Annotated in this window: 14 protein-coding genes; 11 read left to right on the top strand and 3 right to left on the bottom strand. The window is 68.0% G+C overall.

Going from position 1 to position 15,700, the window contains the following annotated elements; translation table 11 throughout:
- Nucleotides 1-2: 2 nt before the first annotated feature.
- The 3 genes from dapD to map are packed head-to-tail and all read right to left on the bottom strand — an operon-like array spanning nucleotide 3 to nucleotide 4,461.
- Complete coding sequence (dapD, locus tag ACZLIF_RS06930; RefSeq protein WP_053518332.1) at nucleotides 3-1,052, bottom strand: 2,3,4,5-tetrahydropyridine-2,6-dicarboxylate N-succinyltransferase; 1,050 nt, start codon at nucleotides 1,050-1,052, stop codon at nucleotides 3-5.
- Nucleotides 1,052-3,664 carry a [protein-PII] uridylyltransferase gene (locus ACZLIF_RS06925; protein ID WP_478462619.1) on the bottom strand — a complete coding sequence of 871 codons (2,613 nt, stop codon included), beginning with the start codon at nucleotides 3,662-3,664 and terminating at the stop codon, nucleotides 1,052-1,054. Before ACZLIF_RS06925 ends, dapD begins: the two co-directional genes overlap by 1 nt.
- Before the next feature lie 20 nt (nucleotides 3,665-3,684).
- Nucleotides 3,685-4,461, bottom strand: a complete 777-nt coding sequence (gene map, locus ACZLIF_RS06920) for a type I methionyl aminopeptidase (protein WP_111185881.1) — start codon at nucleotides 4,459-4,461, stop codon at nucleotides 3,685-3,687.
- A 240-nt stretch (nucleotides 4,462-4,701) separates the two neighbouring features.
- On the opposite strand from map, the gene ACZLIF_RS06915 reads away from it, so the two are divergent.
- The 11 genes from ACZLIF_RS06915 (at nucleotide 4,702) to frr (ending at nucleotide 15,698) form a co-directional block, all read left to right on the top strand.
- Nucleotides 4,702-5,232: a Csu type fimbrial protein gene (locus tag ACZLIF_RS06915; RefSeq protein ID WP_478462471.1), complete on the top strand. Its 531-nt coding sequence runs from the start codon at nucleotides 4,702-4,704 to the stop codon at nucleotides 5,230-5,232.
- Nucleotides 5,232-5,984: a fimbrial biogenesis chaperone gene (locus ACZLIF_RS06910; protein ID WP_128989593.1), complete on the top strand. Its 753-nt coding sequence runs from the start codon at nucleotides 5,232-5,234 to the stop codon at nucleotides 5,982-5,984. The genes ACZLIF_RS06915 and ACZLIF_RS06910 overlap by 1 nt, the downstream gene beginning before the upstream one ends.
- Before the next feature lie 7 nt (nucleotides 5,985-5,991).
- Entirely contained in the window at nucleotides 5,992-8,346 is a 2,355-nt protein-coding gene (locus ACZLIF_RS06905; RefSeq protein ID WP_128989611.1) for a fimbria/pilus outer membrane usher protein, read from the top strand.
- Nucleotides 8,343-9,389: a Csu type fimbrial protein gene (locus ACZLIF_RS06900; protein WP_128989595.1), complete on the top strand. Its 1,047-nt coding sequence runs from the start codon at nucleotides 8,343-8,345 to the stop codon at nucleotides 9,387-9,389. The genes ACZLIF_RS06905 and ACZLIF_RS06900 overlap by 4 nt, the downstream gene beginning before the upstream one ends.
- Before the next feature lie 86 nt (nucleotides 9,390-9,475).
- Nucleotides 9,476-9,724, top strand: coding sequence for a hypothetical protein (locus ACZLIF_RS06895; RefSeq protein WP_241685985.1), 249 nt, complete (start codon nucleotides 9,476-9,478; stop codon nucleotides 9,722-9,724).
- A gap of 5 nt (nucleotides 9,725-9,729) precedes the next feature.
- On the top strand, nucleotides 9,730-10,428 hold the full coding sequence (locus ACZLIF_RS06890; protein ID WP_128989597.1) for a fimbrial biogenesis chaperone: 699 nt from the start codon (nucleotides 9,730-9,732) through the stop codon (nucleotides 10,426-10,428).
- A gap of 220 nt (nucleotides 10,429-10,648) precedes the next feature.
- Nucleotides 10,649-11,455 carry a 30S ribosomal protein S2 gene (gene rpsB / locus ACZLIF_RS06885; RefSeq protein ID WP_128989599.1) on the top strand — a complete coding sequence of 269 codons (807 nt, stop codon included), beginning with the start codon at nucleotides 10,649-10,651 and terminating at the stop codon, nucleotides 11,453-11,455.
- Between the two features lie 125 nt (nucleotides 11,456-11,580).
- Nucleotides 11,581-12,459, top strand: coding sequence for a translation elongation factor Ts (gene tsf / locus ACZLIF_RS06880; RefSeq protein ID WP_053518318.1), 879 nt, complete (start codon nucleotides 11,581-11,583; stop codon nucleotides 12,457-12,459).
- Between the two features lie 202 nt (nucleotides 12,460-12,661).
- Nucleotides 12,662-14,197 carry a sensor domain-containing diguanylate cyclase gene (locus ACZLIF_RS06875; RefSeq protein ID WP_074900966.1) on the top strand — a complete coding sequence of 512 codons (1,536 nt, stop codon included), beginning with the start codon at nucleotides 12,662-12,664 and terminating at the stop codon, nucleotides 14,195-14,197.
- 120 nt (nucleotides 14,198-14,317) lie between these two features.
- A complete protein-coding gene (pyrH, locus tag ACZLIF_RS06870; protein WP_053518314.1) occupies nucleotides 14,318-15,046 on the top strand; it encodes a UMP kinase in 729 nt (242 codons plus the stop codon).
- A 97-nt stretch (nucleotides 15,047-15,143) separates the two neighbouring features.
- Nucleotides 15,144-15,698: a ribosome recycling factor gene (gene frr, locus ACZLIF_RS06865; RefSeq protein ID WP_053518312.1), complete on the top strand. Its 555-nt coding sequence runs from the start codon at nucleotides 15,144-15,146 to the stop codon at nucleotides 15,696-15,698.
- Nucleotides 15,699-15,700: the final 2 nt, after the last annotated feature.

The raw sequence follows: 15,700 nt of genomic DNA, 5'->3' as shown, positions 1-15,700 counted from the left end.
CGTCAGTCCGCCAGGCCGCGCAGAAGATCGTTGACGCTGGTCTTGCTGCGGGTGCGGGCATCGACCTGCTTGACGATCACCGCGCAGTACAGCGAGTGCGTGCCGTCCTTGCTCGGCAGCGAGCCCGACACCACCACGCTGTACGGCGGGATGTAGCCGTAGGTGATCTCGCCGGTGGCGCGGTTGTAGATGCGGGTGCTCTGGCTGAGGAACACGCCCATGCCGATCACGCTGTGGTGGCCGACCACTACGCCCTCCACCACTTCCGAACGCGCGCCGATGAAGCAATGGTCTTCGATGATGGTCGGGCTGGCCTGCAGCGGTTCGAGCACGCCGCCGATGCCGGCGCCACCGGACAGGTGGCAATGCTGGCCGATCTGCGCACAGGAACCGACGGTGGCCCAGGTATCGACCATCGTGCCCTCGCCGACATGGGCGCCGATGTTGGTGAAGCTCGGCATCAGCACCACATCCTTGCCGAAGTAGGTACCCCGGCGCGCGATCGCGCCCGGCACCACGCGTACCCCGGCACGACGGAACTTCGCTTCGTCGTACCCGGCAAAGCGCGATTCGACCTTGTCCCAGAACGGGGCCGGACGGGCGTCGACCACTGCCATGTCATTGACACGGAAGTACAGCAGCACCGCCTTCTTCAGCCATTCGTTGACCTTCCAGCCCCCCTGCCCGTCCGGCTCGGCGACACGGAACTCGCCGCTTTCCAGGCCGTCGATCACGCGGTTGACCAGCACCCGGGTCGAGCCCTCCAGTTCATGCAGGGTCAGCGTCGCGCGGCGCTCGAAGGCGCTTTCGATGCCGAACTTCAGTTCTTCCACGCCCGGCGCGGCCGGCCTGCGCAGCGACTTGCGGGCGATGGTCTCGGCGCGCGCGGCTTCCGCGCTCTTGGCCGGGGCCTTCTTCGGCGCCGGCTTCTTCGCCGCAGCCACCTTCTTCACCGGGGCAACGGTCTTCTTTGCGGCCGTCGCGGCAGTGGTCTTTCGGGCCGCTGCGCTCTTGGCGGTCGCGGCGGTCTTCTTTGCAGGCTTGGTGGCCATCAGGTGGGGTCTCCGGCGTTTCGATCAGGGTCCAGGCAGGCCAGCATCGCGTCATGCAGCTGCTGCCGGGCGGGTTCGGTCAGGGGGAGGTCGTGTTCGTCACTGATCACGAAGGTGTCTTCGGCGCGTTCGCCGAACGTGGCAATGCGCGCGTCATGCACGCGCAGGCCCTGGTTGCGCAGCACGAACGCCACGTCGGCCAGCAGGCCGGGGCGGTCGGGTGCAACCAGGGCGAATCGGGTTGCGCCGGGTTCATCGCGGAACTCGATGCGCGGCACGAAGCGGAAGTGACGCAGCTGCCGCGGCACCACCCGCCGCGACGGGCGCAGGCGGCCCAGGTCACCGGCCAGCGCCTCGCGCAGCGCAGCTTCCAGGTTGGCGCTGCTGCCATCGGCGAAGGTATCGGCGGGGCTGACCTCAAAGGTATCGAAGATGGTTCCTGCCGGACCGTCCAGTACCCGTGCGCGATGGATGCCGTAGCCCTTGCGGTCCAGCGTCATCACGATGGCAGCAAACAGGCCGTCGCGATCCGGCGAATGCACGAACACTTCCAGCGCGGGGTCGTCGACGCTGATGCGGCGCACCTTCACCAGCGCCTGGCCCTGCTTCACCGGCACCAGCGCAGCGGCCTGCCAGGCCAGCTGCTCCGGACGCAGGCGGATGAAGCCTTCATCAGGCATGACGGCGAACTGGCGGTCGATCGTGGCATCGTCATAGCCCTGTTCGCGTACCAGCGCGCGCACGCTGTCACGCGCCTCGGCAACGCGCTCGGCGGCCGGCACCGGATGCTCCAGGCCCTCGCGCAGTGCGCGCCGCGTGGCGAAGTACAGATCGGCCAGCAGCCGGTCCTTCCAGGCGTTCCACAGCTTGGGGCTGGTGCCGGCGATGTCGGCGCAGGTCAGCAGGTACAGGTAGTCGAGGCGGTCGCGGCTGCCGACCAGGGTTGCGAAACGATGGATCACGGCCGGATCGGCGATGTCCTGCTTCTGCGCTGTCACCGACATGCGCAGGTGCTGTTCGACCAGCCACGCCACCAGTTCGGTATCCGAGGCACTGAGCGCATGCGCCTGGCAGAACGCGCGCGCATCCACCGCTCCCAGCTCGGAATGATCGCCGCCGCGGCCCTTGGCAATGTCATGGAACAGCCCGGCCAGCAGCAGCAGCTCCGGCTTGCGCAGCCGCGGCCACACTTCATGCGCGATCGAGAAGCGCTCGTCGGCACGGCTGCTGGCGAACTGGCCGATATTGCGCAGAACCATCAGCGTGTGCTGATCGACGGTGTAGACGTGGAACAGGTCGAACTGCATGCGCCCGCTGACCTGGGCGAACGCGGGAATCCACTGGCCCAGCACACCCAGCCGGGCCATCCGCGAGAGCGTGTCGACCGGGCGCTGGCCACGCAGCAGCGCCATGAACTGCTCACGCGCATCGGCATCGGCCTGGTCATAGCCGGGCAACAGCGGCAGCGACTCGGCCAGTGCGCGCGCGGTCAGCGAATGCAGGCCACGCACCTGCGGGTTGTTGGCCCAGCCGGCGAACAGGGCGAACACCTGGCCGATGTCGCCGCGCGGCCACGCCGCCTCGTTCGCCGCCAGATAGCCGCGGCGCAGCGAGAAACCCACGGTCAGCGGTTCCGGCAGCGCTTCGCCGTCGAACTGCTCCTCGAAGCGTTGCAGCAGGCGGTCGCTGATCCGGCGCACCACCGAAGCGGCGCGATAGAACCCCTGCATCATCTTCTCGACGCCCAGGTTCTCGGCGTCGTCCTCAAAACCCAGCCGCGCGGCCAGTGTCTTCTGGTAATCGAAGCGGAGGCGCTCCTCCGGCCGCCGTGCTACCAGGTGCAGGCCGAAGCGCAGGCGCGCCAGCACCGCGCGCTCCCGCTGGAGCGCCGCGGCTTCGTCGGCACCCAGATGGCCCAGCCCGACCAGCGCCTCAAGGTCGCGAACGCCGAACGCGCGCAGCGCCATCCACCCCAGCGTATTGAGATCACGCAGCCCGCCGGGGCCATCCTTCAGATCGGGCTCGAGGTTGTCGGCGGTATCGCCGAAACGCTGGTGGCGGTTGCGCAGTTCCTCCAGCTTGGCCAGGAAGAAGGTGCGCGCCGGCCACAGTCCGCTGTCGTCGTCGGTTGCTTCGCGCAGCGCCCGGCGCGCCGCATCGTCGGCCAGGATCGGGCGCGCTTCGATCAGCGCGGTCAGCACGGTCTGGTCGGCGGCCGCCTCGCGGCACTGCGCCGCCGAGCGCACGGCATGGCTGACCGCCAATCCGCAATCCCACAGCAGGGCGAACAACCGCGCCAGGCCCGCTTCGTGGGCGAGCTGCGCTGGCGGCGCGCCGAACACCAGCAGATCGATGTCAGACCGTGGGAACAGCTCCCCACGGCCGTAGCCGCCCACTGCGAACAGGGACAGCCCGCTGTCGGACGGCAGGCAGCGCTGCCACGCCAGCCGGATCAGGTGATCGGCCGCGCGCGCGCGCAGTGCCAGCAGGCGCTCGATGTTGTCGCCCTGGTCGAAACGGCGGTACAGCCGCGCATCGGCCTGCTGCAGCGCCTGCCGTGCAGCGGAAGCCCAGTCCGGGTCGTTGAGCGACGCGGCCGGCGTGTCCAGCAGCGAACTCGCCGGCAGCATCCTCAGGAGACCTGCGATTCGCCCGGCGACAGGGTCAGCACGTCAACGCCGGTCTCGGTGACCGCGATCATGTGCTCCCATTGCGCCGACAGCTTGCGGTCCTTGGTCACCACGGTCCAGCCATCCGGCAGCACCTTGTTGTAACGGGTGCCCTCGTTGATCATCGGCTCGATGGTGAAGGTCATGCCCGGCTGCAGCACCAGGCCCTGCCCCGGGCGACCGTAATGCACCACCTGCGGCTCGTCGTGATAGACCTTGCCGATGCCGTGGCCGCAGTACTCGCGCACCACGCTGAAGCGCTCGCCTTCGGCATAGCTCTGGATCGCGTGGCCGATGTCGCCCAGGGTCGCCCCCGGACGTACCGCGCGGATGCCGCGCCACATCGCTTCGTAGGTGGTCTCCACCAGGCGGCGCGCCATCACCGACGGTGTGCCGACGAAGTACATGCGACTGGTGTCGCCGTGCCAGCCATCCTTGATGACGGTCACGTCGATGTTGACGATGTCGCCGTCCTTGAGCACCTTGCCTTCGCTCGGAATGCCGTGGCAGATGACGTTGTTGACCGAGGTGCACACGGTCTTGGGGAAGCCGCGGTAGCCGACGTTGGCCGGAATGGCGCCCTGCACGTTGACGATATGGTCATGGCAGATGCGGTCCAGTTCCTCGGTGGTGACACCGGGCTTGACGTGGGGGGTGACGATGTCCAGCACTTCGCTGGCCAGGCGGCCGGCGATGCGCATCATCTCGATTTCCTGCGGGGTTTTCAGATTCACGCTCATGGCGCCCATTATCGCCGATCCGGCCGCAATCTGAACGAACGCCACCCAACTGGACGTTCCCGGCCATGCACAGTTCCGGCAAGGCGAGCGAAAGCGTGATCGCGCCCACATTCCGCAGCCCCTGTTTATCACGGATTACAGACACTTGGCGGTCCTAAGCTGGCGCCAGCGTCGCCGAAGCGGCCCCGAACGTGCCGCCTTCGCCTTGTTCAACGGACCTTCGGGTCAAGGAGGTTGTCCATGCGAATCCCACTGCGCTCCTCCCTTGCCGGGGCCATGACCGCGCTGCTGCTGGCCGGCCCGGCGCTGGCGGCCGATACCACCACCTTCAACGTCACCCTCGTGGTTACCAAGGCCTGCACCATCACGGCCGCGGCCGCCACCAACGTCGACTTCGGTACCGCCGCATCGACCACCGCGATACCTACCCTGGGCCAGGGCTCGGTGACCGCCCAGTGCTCTGCGCTGACCCCGTATACGATCGCGCTGAACGCGGGTGCGAACGCCGGTACGGCCGGCGACGTCACCACCCGGCGCATGAAGAACACCGACGCGGCGGTGACCGCCAACAACTACGTCGGTTACCAGCTGTACCGCGACGCGGCACACAGCCTGGTCTGGGGGTCGACGACCGGCACCAATACCCAGGCCGGCATCGGCACGGGCCTGGCGGTCCCCTACATCGTCTACGGCCAGATCCTGAACCTGAGCACCAACAACGCGGCCGCCGGCAACTACCTGGACACGATCACCGCCACGATCACTTATTGATGGAGCACGCCTCCATGTCCCGACCCCGCCTGTGGCGCGCCGCCGGCGTGGCGTTGCTCGCCTGCCTGCTGGCCAGCGCCATGGCCACCTCCGCCGCCACCAGTCTGCAGGTCGCGCCCACCACCCTGCAGCTGGAGCCCCGCCAGCGTGCCGCCGAGCTGTGGCTGACCAACAGCGGGACCGCGCCGGTGAAGCTGCAGGTGCGGGTGTTCCGCTGGGTCCAGCAGGATGGCAATGAGCAGCTGCTGCCTGCCGATGGACTGCTGGCCACCCCACCGATGCAGGAACTGGCCGCAGGCCAGCAGCAGCTGGTGCGGGTGATGCGCACGGACAGCGAGGCACCGGCCTCCCAGCAGCATTACCGCCTGATCGTCGACGAAGTGCCGGACCTGGCCACCCGCGCCAGCGGCATGCAGTTCGTGCTGCGCTATTCGATCCCGGTATTCATCCAGCCGGCTGGGGGCACGCCGGCACCGCGCCTGCAGGCACGCCTGCTGCGGCTGGACGATGGTCGCAGTGGCGTCGAGATCGACAATTCCGGCGACAGCTACGCGCAGATCGCCGACCTGGCGCTGGGCAGTGTCGAACGCCCGCGTATCGTCCACCCCGGCCTGCTGGGCTATGTGCTGCCCGGCCAGGTGATGCGCTGGCCCGTGGAGCGCACGGCGGTCGACCGGGACAACGACCAGATCACGGCCAAGATCAATGGCGAGTCGACGCAGACACCGCTATCGCCGCCACCGGCTCGCTGAGGCGGTGGTGGGCACGGTGCTCGCTGCCGCGTGGGTTCCCGCGGCTCCGGCCGCCGACGTGTCCGGCATCTCCGGCGTCTCCGCCGATGCCCTGCTGCCTCCCCCGACACCGCTGACGGCCAGCCAGACGCTGTACCTGGACGTCTCACTGAACAGCACGCCGCGCGGCCTGCTGCCCTTCACTGAAGCACGTGGTCGCCTGCAGGCCAGTCCGGAGGTGCTGCGCCAGCTCGGCTTCAGTGCCACCGGCGATGCACCGGTGTTTCTGGATCAGATCAGCGGCGTGGTCGCGCGCTACGACGCCCAACTGCAGACACTGGCGCTGGATGTGCCGCTGGACCAGCTGACCCTGCCCACCACCCTGCTCGGCCGCCCGCAGGTGCGTACGCCGGCCGGCAGCGCCTCGCCGGGCCTGCTGCTCAACTACGACGTGTACGGCAGCCGCATCGAAGCACTCGGTAACCTTACCCTGAGCTCGGAACTGCGCCTGTTCGGCATCGGCAGCGGCACCTTCGAGAACACGGCGGTCACCCGTCGCTACCAGCAGCCGGACGACCGTCACTGGCGCAGCGAAAGCGTGCGCCTGGATACGCACTGGACACTGGATTTTCCCGAGTCGGCGACCACGCTGGAGATCGGTGATTTCTACAGCGGCTTTGTCGACTGGACCCGGCCGGTGCGCCTGGGCGGCGTGCAGGTCGGACGCAACTACGGGCTGCAGCCCTACCGCGTGCTGACACCGACGCCCGGCTTCCTGGGCGAGGCGGTGGTGCCGTCAACGGTGGAGCTGTACGTCGACGGGTTGCGCCAGTACAGCGGCCAGGTGCCGGTCGGACCGTTCCAGCTGGCGGCACAGCCGGGCATCAGCGGCACCGGCACCGCGCAGGTTGTGGTGACCGATGCCTTCGGCCGCATGCAGACGCTGGATTTCAGCTTCTATGGCACCCAGCAGCTGCTGGCCAAGGGCCTGTCGGACTGGTCGGTCGGTGCCGGACAACTGCGCGAAGCGTTCGGCGAACGCTCTTTCGAGTACGACAGCCGCACGGTGGCCAGCGCCAGCTGGCGTGGCGGCATCAGCGACACCTTCACCGGCGAAGCGCACGCCGAAGGCGGTGGCGGCCTGCTGCAGGCCGGCGTCGGTGGCTGGTGGCTGGCGGGCGAGGCCGGCGTGTTCAATGCCGCCTACGCGCACAGCCGCCTGCAGGGCCTGCAGGGTGGCCAATGGGCGCTGGGCTACAGCTGGAACAACCGCCGCTTCAATTTCAATGTGCGCAGCGTACGCACCCACGGCGACTACCGCGATCTGGGCGCGCTGCAGGACAACCTGCCCCCGCGCATCAGCGAACAGGCCACTGCCGGTCTCGATCTGCTGGGGCTGGGAACGCTGAGCGCAAGCTACCTGCGGCTGCGCTACCCCGATGGCGACGACAACCGCTATGCCAGCCTGTTCTGGTCGCGCACCTGGAGCCAGCGCTGGTCGGCCTACCTCTCGGTCAACCAGAATCTGGACAGCAGCGACGACCGCAACATCTACCTGTCAGTGAGCGCGAGCCTCGGCAACAACCGCCAGGCCAGCCTCTCCAGCCAGCGCAACGGCGACAGCCAGGCCTGGGTGGCCGATATCACCCAGCCGGTCCCCGGCGATGGCAGTGCCGGCGGCATCGGCTGGCGCGCGCAGGTGCGCGGGGGCGACGAGGGCACAGGCGGCCTGGCCGAGGTCGGCATCCTCAACGACGTGGGGCGTTACGCGCTCGGCGCATCGCGCCAGGCCGGCATTGACTACGCCTATGCCAGCGCCAGCGGCAGCCTGGTGTGGATGGACGGGCACACCTTTGCCACCCGCGAGGTCTCCGACGCCTTCGCGGTGGTCAGCACCAGCGGCGTCGCCGGTGTGCCGGTACGGCTGGAAAACCGCCTGATCGGCGTCACCGACGACCGGGGCCTGCTGCTGGTCAGCCCCCTGCTGTCGTGGCAGCGCAACCGGGTCTCCATCGACACGCTCGACCTGCCGGCGGACATGCGCGCCGACCGCGTCGAGGACTGGGTGACGCCCCGCCAGCGCGCCGGTACCGGCGTGACGTTCCATCTGCGCTCGCGGCCGTCGCTGACCCTGGTCCTGCAGGACATGGCCGGACAACCGCTGGAGGTGGGCAGCGAAGTGCAGCTGCCGCAGGGTCGCCAGGCCACCGTCGGCTACGATGGCCTGCTTTACCTGGAGGACGTGGCGCCAGGCAGCGTGCTGTACATCACCACCAGCCACAGCCAGTGCCGGGTGAAGGTGCCGGCCACACCGGAAGTGGCTGCCAGCGGCGCCCGGCCCTGCCCGGCACCGGTGCCGTGCATTCCCGAGGTGGCGCCATGAAGGTGCCCGTGCTCGTCCTGCTGCTCGTGCTGGGCCTGCTGGCCGCCACACCGGCGCACGCGGCGGCGGTGTGCACGGCCACCGCCAACCCCACCCTGCCGTTCGGCAACGTCAACAGCAATGCCCCCGGCCCCACCCCGGCCACGCTGAACATCACCGTCACCTGCACGACGGCGGCGCTGAGCCTGCTGGCCACCACCGGCGTGCGCGTGTGCGTGGGCATCGGTGCCGGCAGCGGCGGTGGCAGCAGCAGCACCTGGCGGACCCTGCGCACCAGTACCGGCACCCCTCCCGACACCCTGAACTTCCAGCTCTACAACAATGCCGGCTACAGCCAGGTCACCGGCCTGGTTCCCCGCGGTACGCCGCCAGCGCAGGAGCTGACCATGACCTACAACGTGCCGCTGGTGGTCGGCGGCAGCGGCGCGCAGTCCACCCAGCTGTTCGCGCAGATCCCGGCCAACCAGGTGCTGGCCGCGGGCAACTACAGCAGCACCTTCAGCGGCGCCGACGTGGTGCTGACCTGGGCCTGGAACGAAGTGCTGCTGGGCAACGCGACCGTACCGGCCACCTGCAACGGCGGCGCCACCGGTACCAACAGCGCCAGCGCGGCCTTCAGCTTCACCGCGACCGCGACCGTGCTGCCACAGTGCGGCAGCTACCTCACCACCCCGCTGGACTTCGGCAACGTCACCGGCGGCATCACCAGCAACATCGACCGGACCGCCACCCTGACCCTGACCTGCCTGAAGAACACGGCGTTCCAGATCGGCCTGGACAACGGCCAGAACAATCCACCGGCCACCCCGACCCGGCGCATGCGCACCACCATCGGGGGCAGCAGCTACTACCTGGCCTATGAGCTGTACCGCGACAGCGCACGCAGCCAGCGCTGGGGCAGCACGCTCACCGTCGATACCGCCAGCGGAACCGGTACCGGCAGTGCGCAGCAGCTGACGATCTACGGCCGGGTGCCGCCGGTCACCGGCCAGCCGCCGGCAGGTACCTACAACGATGTGGTGCAGGTGACGATCACCTACTGACCGGTGCCGGCAGCACCTGCCGCCCTACAGATTCGGCGCGCCCGGTCGATAGCGTCCAGCAGGTATCCCGGCACGGTGGATGACAGGTGGTTCGCGCAGTTCCGATCCTGGCGATGATGCTCGCCGCCCCCCTGGCCTGGGCCGAGCCGGCAGCCCCGGTGCAGGTGCGTCTGGTCGTAGTGGAAGCCTGCCAGGGCGATGCCGGCGGCCGCGCGTGTGCCGTTCCGCACCAGCGCAGCGATGCCCCGCAGCTGCCGGCACAGCTGCGTGAACTCGCCCCCGCGCCAGCCGCGCCCACCGACGACGCTCCTGCCGCGCCGACATTCATCTACTGATGCCGATGCGCGCGCTCCTTGCCCTGTTCCTGCTGCTGCCGGGGCTGCCTGCCGCCGCACTGGACCTGCTGCCCACGACCCTGCAGCTGCCCGCCGAAGGAGGCCGCACCGAACTCTGGCTGCACAACCCCGGCCCTGAGCGCTGGCAGGGCGAGGTGCAGATCCTGGCCTGGGAGCAGCAGCTGGACGCCGAACGGCTGCAGCCGAGCGACCGCATCCTGGCCAGTCCGACCCGACTGGATCTGGCGCCCGGCGCCCGCCAGCGGGTCTGGCTGCTGCCCCGCAGCGCCGTCCCGGTCGCTGCCGAGCAGGCCTACCGTATCGTGCTCGCCCCCGGCAGAAGCAGCCTGCCACGCTACTCGCTGCCGCTGTTCCAGGGCGCGGTTGCGTCGTCAGCGCGCCCGGCCGTGCGTGCACGCGTCGAATCCAACGGGTCGCAGACTCATCTGCGACTGGACAACCCGGGCCGCCTGCATGCGCGCCTGGACGGGCTTTCATTCGAGTCCGCCGGCGGCCATCGCAGCGTGCTGCTGCCGGGCCTGGCCGGCTATGTGCTGGCAGGACGGGAAAGGCGCTGGACGTTGCCGGCACGCCGCGACGGCTATCTCGGCGGCCGCTTCCGGGCCCGCCTGCAGGACGGCCGGGAGGTCGTTCTGGACGCATGGGACCCGTCAATTGCGGCGAACCCTCCGGCCGGGCTATAATCGCCGGGATGCCCTGCCGCCCAGTGCGCGGGACCATCGTCCACACCGGACGTCACCGGTGAATCCACACCTGCTGCCCCCATCCGTGCCGGGGTGCTCCGCAAGGAGTTCGGCCACGGAGGCAACAGGGAAGCCCAACCCCGGAACCGATCGCGCTTCCACGCGTCCCGCATACCTGTCCCGCGGGCGGAATCGCTGGTTCCATATCAGGAGTACTGCAATGCCCCAGGTCACCATGCGTCAGATGCTGGAAGCCGGCGTCCACTTCGGCCACCAGACCCGTTACTGGAACCCAAAGATGGCTCCGTACATCTTCGGCGCCCGCGGCAAGATCCACATCATCAACCTGGAAAAGACCGTCCCGCTGTTCAACGACGCGATGAACTTCATCTCGTCGGTTGCCCAGAAGCGCGGCACCGTCCTGTTCCTGGGCACCAAGCGCAGCGCCCGCGAAACCATCAGGGAAGAAGCCGAGCGTTGCGGCATGCCGTTCATGAACCAGCGTTGGCTGGGCGGCACCCTGACCAACTTCCGTACCGTCAAGCAGTCGGTTGCCCGCCTGAAGGAACTGGAAGCCGGTGAAACCGACGGCACCTTCGAGAAGCTGGTCAAGCACGAAGTGCTGGGCCTGCGTCGCGAGCGCGACAAGCTGGAAGCCTCGCTGGGCGGCATCAAGGACATGAACCGTCTGCCGGACGCCATCTTCGTCATCGACATCGGCCACGAAGACATCGCCATCAAGGAAGCCAAGAAGCTCGGCATCCCGGTGATCGCCGTGGTTGATACCAACTACAACCCGGAGCTGGTCGATTACGCCATCCCGGGCAACGACGACGCCATCCGCGCCGTGCAGCTGTACGCCCGTGCCGCCGCCGACGCCGTGCTGGAAGGCAAGGCCGCTGCTCCGCACGCCGCCTCGGTGCGCGAGGAAGAGTTCGCTGAAGCCGCCGCTGAAGGCGAAGAGAAGCCGGCCCGTCGCGCTCCGGCCAAGAAGACCGCCAAGAAGGGCGACGAAGCCCAGGCCTGATCCAGGCCCCGGGGTGGGCCCCAGCGCCCACCCCTCCTGCATGCCGCCCTCGGCGCGTGACAGGACCATGTCATACGGGCCGGCCACCATGCCGGCCCAACCCCTTTCTTTCGTGAGGTAATCCCGTGGAAATCACTGCTTCCCTGGTCAAGGAACTGCGCGAGCGCACCGGCGCCGGCATGATGGAATGCAAGAAGGCGCTGACCGAAGCCGCCGGCGACATCGACGCTGCGGCGGAACTGCTGCGCAAGTCCGGCGCTGCCAAGGCCGACAAGAAGGCTGACCGCGTGGCCGCCGAAGGCCGTCTGGGCCTGGCACAGGACGGCGGCAAGGCCGTGCTGGTCGAAGTCAACTCGGAAACCGACTTCGTCGCCAACGACGTCAACTTCAAGACCTTCGTCGACGCCGTTGCCGCTGCCGCCCTGGCATCGGGCGCTGCCGACGTCGAAGCGCTGAAGACCGCCAAGCTGGCCTCCGGCGAGACCGTCGAAGAAGCCCGCGCCCTGGCCGTGCAGAAGCTGGGTGAGAACATCCAGATCCGCCGCATCGCCAAGGTCGACGGCAACAACACCGTGGGTGCCTACGTGCACACCAATGGCAAGGTCGGCGTGCTGGTGGACCTGGTCGGTGGCGACGCCGAACTGGCCCGCGGCCTGGCCATGCACGTGGCTGCGCTGAAGCCGCCGCACAACAAGGCCGCCGACGTTCCGGCCGACTTCGTCGAGAAGGAAAAGGAAATCGAACTGGCCAAGATGTCCGAGAAGGACAAGTCGAAGCCGGCCGACATCCTGGAAAAGATCATCAGCGGCAAGATCAACAAGATCGTCAGCGAAGTGACCCTGTACGGCCAGGCCTATGTGCTGGACGGCGACAAGACCGTCGAGCAGGTGGTCAAGGCCGCCGGCGCCGACGTCGCTGGTTTCCAGCTGCTGGTCGTCGGCGAAGGCATCGAGAAGGTGGTGGAAGACTACGCCGCCGAAGTTGCCAAGGCGATGCAGGTCTGAGTCCAGCCTTCCGGCTGTGAAGCGACCAGAAGGAGCCGCGGGGAACCGCGGCTCTTTTTTTATGCGTCAGTGAACTTTGCGTTGCGCGCGAATCAGGCCGATACTCGGCGCAGGGAATCCTCAGTCACATAGCAGGATAGAAAGTCGCAGACTGTGATGAATTCCTAGGTATTCTTGCCCTAATGGAATTGAACGATCCGCCATGCCTCCCGAGCTGACAGCTGCCCTGGCGCTCTGCCGCAACCTCCCCTCGCCACCCGGTATTGCCCTGCGCATCATCGAACTGGCCCAGGATCCGGAAGCGGACATCGCCACCGCCGCCGACATCATCGCCATCGACATGGCGCTCAGCGCCCGCATGCTGCGCATCGCCAACTCGCCGCTGTACGCCAGCCGGCGGCGCATCGAGAATCTCGGCCAGGCACTGACCATGCTGGGCCTCAACGCCACCATCAGCCTTGCGCTGGGTTTCACGGTCACCCAGGGACTGACCGGCAGCGGTGCCGATCACGACCTGCGCCAGCGGGCCTGGAAGCGCAGCATCCTCAGTGCACTGGCCGCCAGCCAGCTCGGCCAGGCGCGCGGGCTGCGCCGCCTGGAAGAGCTGATGCTGGCCGGACTGCTGCAGGACATGGGCGTGCTGTGCCTGGCGCAGGCCGAAGCCGAGCGCTACCTGCCCCTGCTGCGTGAAGCACGCGACAACCTCGACCTGGTTGCCCGCGAACGCGACGTGCTGGGCTGCAGCCACGCCGATGTCGGCGCCTGGGTGGCCGAGCAGTGGGGCCTGCCGCGCTACCTGGTGGAGAGCATCAGCCACAGCGAAGACGAGGACGCCGCCGATTCGCCCTTCCAGGCGTGCGTGCAGCTGTCCGGCGCGGTCGCCGACATCTGGCTGGACGGCGACGCCGACGCGGCCCGCGAACGGGCGCTGCAGCAGGTGCATGACCGCCTGGATCTGGACAGCGCCCGCTTCGACCAGGTCCTGGCCCGCATCAGCGATGCCCTGCCCGATATCGCCAGCCTGTTCGAAGCCGGCCTGAATTCTCCGGCGCGGGTGCACGAACTGATCGATCACGCACAGGAGCTGGCCACCCTGCGCAACCTGCGCGAAATGCAGGATGCCGACCAGGCACGGCGACGCGCCGATGAATTCGAGGCGCGCGCCAAGCGGCTGGCCGACCAGGCCCACCGCGACGCGCTGACCGGCGTACTCAACCGGCGCCAGCTGGAAGCGGTGCTGGAGCAGGAATTCCTGCGCGCCGGCCGGCATGGCTGGCCGCTTTCGGTGGCCTTCATCGACCTGGACGACTTCAAGAAGATCAACGACGCCCACGGTCATCTGACCGGCGACGAGGTGCTGCGCGCCTTCGCCGGCAAACTGCAGGGCCAGCTGCGCAACAGCGACACCGTCGCCCGCTTCGGTGGCGAGGAGTTCGTGGCGCTGCTGCCCAATACCAGCGAATCGGTGGCGCTGGAGGTGATCCGGCGCGTACTGGCGAACATTGTCGCCACGCCGATGGCCGAACTCGAGGGAGGGCCGCTGTTCGTCACCTTCTCCGCCGGCGTGGCCACGCAAGGGGGCTACGAACGCTTCGCTGACGTGCAGGACCTGCTGCGCGCCGCCGATGACGTGCTGTATCGATCCAAGAACCTGGGCCGCAACCGGGTGATCGCCCGCTCCCCCGGCGCGCTGGGCCACGACGAACTGTCCGCCACTGCCGGCCTCGAAGCGGGCTGAACGGGACGCCCCGATGAGCGGGGCGATCCAGCCGATTTTGCGCCGCAGTGCACAAAACACTTTGGCCGGGCGCCGCATGCGCGTAGAATCGCCCGCGATTTCCACGCACCCGAGGTCCCCATGTCCAAGCTCGCCTATCGCCGCATCCTGCTGAAACTCTCCGGGGAGGCGCTGATGGGAGACGAGGACTACGGCATCGACCCGAAGGTCATCAACCGCCTGGCCCGTGAAGTGATCGAGGCCCAGCAGGCAGGGGCCGAAGTGGCACTGGTGATCGGCGGCGGCAACATCTTCCGCGGCGCCGGCCTGGCTGCCGGCGGCATGGACCGGGTCACCGGCGACCAGATGGGCATGCTGGCCACCGTCATCAACGCGCTGGCCATGCAGGACGCCCTGGAGAAGCTGGGCGCCAAGGCCCGCGTGATGAGCGCGATCAAGATCAACGACGTGTGCGAGGACTACATCCGCCGCCGCGCCATCCGCCACCTGGAAAAAGGCCGGCTGGTGATCTTCGCCGCCGGCGTCGGCAGCCCCTTCTTCACCACCGATTCCGGCGCAGCCCTGCGTGCCATCGAGATCGGTGCGGACCTGCTGCTCAAGGCCACCAAGGTCGATGGCGTGTACGACAAGGATCCGAACAAGCACAGCGACGCGGTCCGCTTCGACAGCCTGAGCTACGACGAAGTGATCCGCCGCGGGCTGGAAGTGATGGACACCGCCGCCTTCGCACTGGCCCGCGACAGCGATCTGCCGATGCGGGTGTTCGACATGGGCCAGCCGGGCGAGCTGCTGAAGATCCTCAGCGGCGAGAACATCGGCACCCTGGTCCAGGGCCGCGACCCGGCCTGAGCCTGAGCGCAAGGCGACGCCCGGGCCGATCCAGGCCCGGCAGCGTCCCGTATTCGCCTATAATCGCCCGATTCCAGTTACATCCAGGACCCGGGCGATGCTCAACGACATCAAGAACAACGCGCAGACGCGCATGGCCAAGAGCATCGACGCTCTGAAGCACACCCTCACCTCGATCCGCACCGGGCGTGCTACTCCGGCCCTGCTGGACCGCGTCACCGTCAATGCCTACGGCAATGCCAGCACCCCGCTGAACCAGGTCGCCTCGATCTCCAACGCCGACGCCCACTCGCTGCTGGTCACGCCGTTCGACAAGAGCATGATCAAGGAGATCGAGAAGGGGCTGTACAACGCCGAGTTCACCCCGAATACGCTGGGCACCGCGATCCGCATCAACATGCCGCCGCCGACCGAAGAGCGCCGCAAGGAACTGGTCAAGCAGGTGCAGAAGGAAGGTGAAGGCGCCAAGATCGCGATCCGCAACATCCGTCAGGACGCGAACAAGGAAATCGCCAAGCTGGTCAAGGACAAGGCGATCAGCGAAGACGAGAAGAAGCGCGGCGAAGACGATATCCAGAAGCTGACCGACAGCAACATCAAGGATGTCGACAAAGTCGTCGCGGACAAGGAAAAGGAACTGTTGTCGGTCTGAAG

This window comes from Stenotrophomonas sp. 2201_Sma (genome assembly GCF_056486685.1).
The sequence above is the reverse complement of the archived record's forward strand: the minus strand, read 5'-3'. Positions and strand labels throughout refer to the sequence as shown.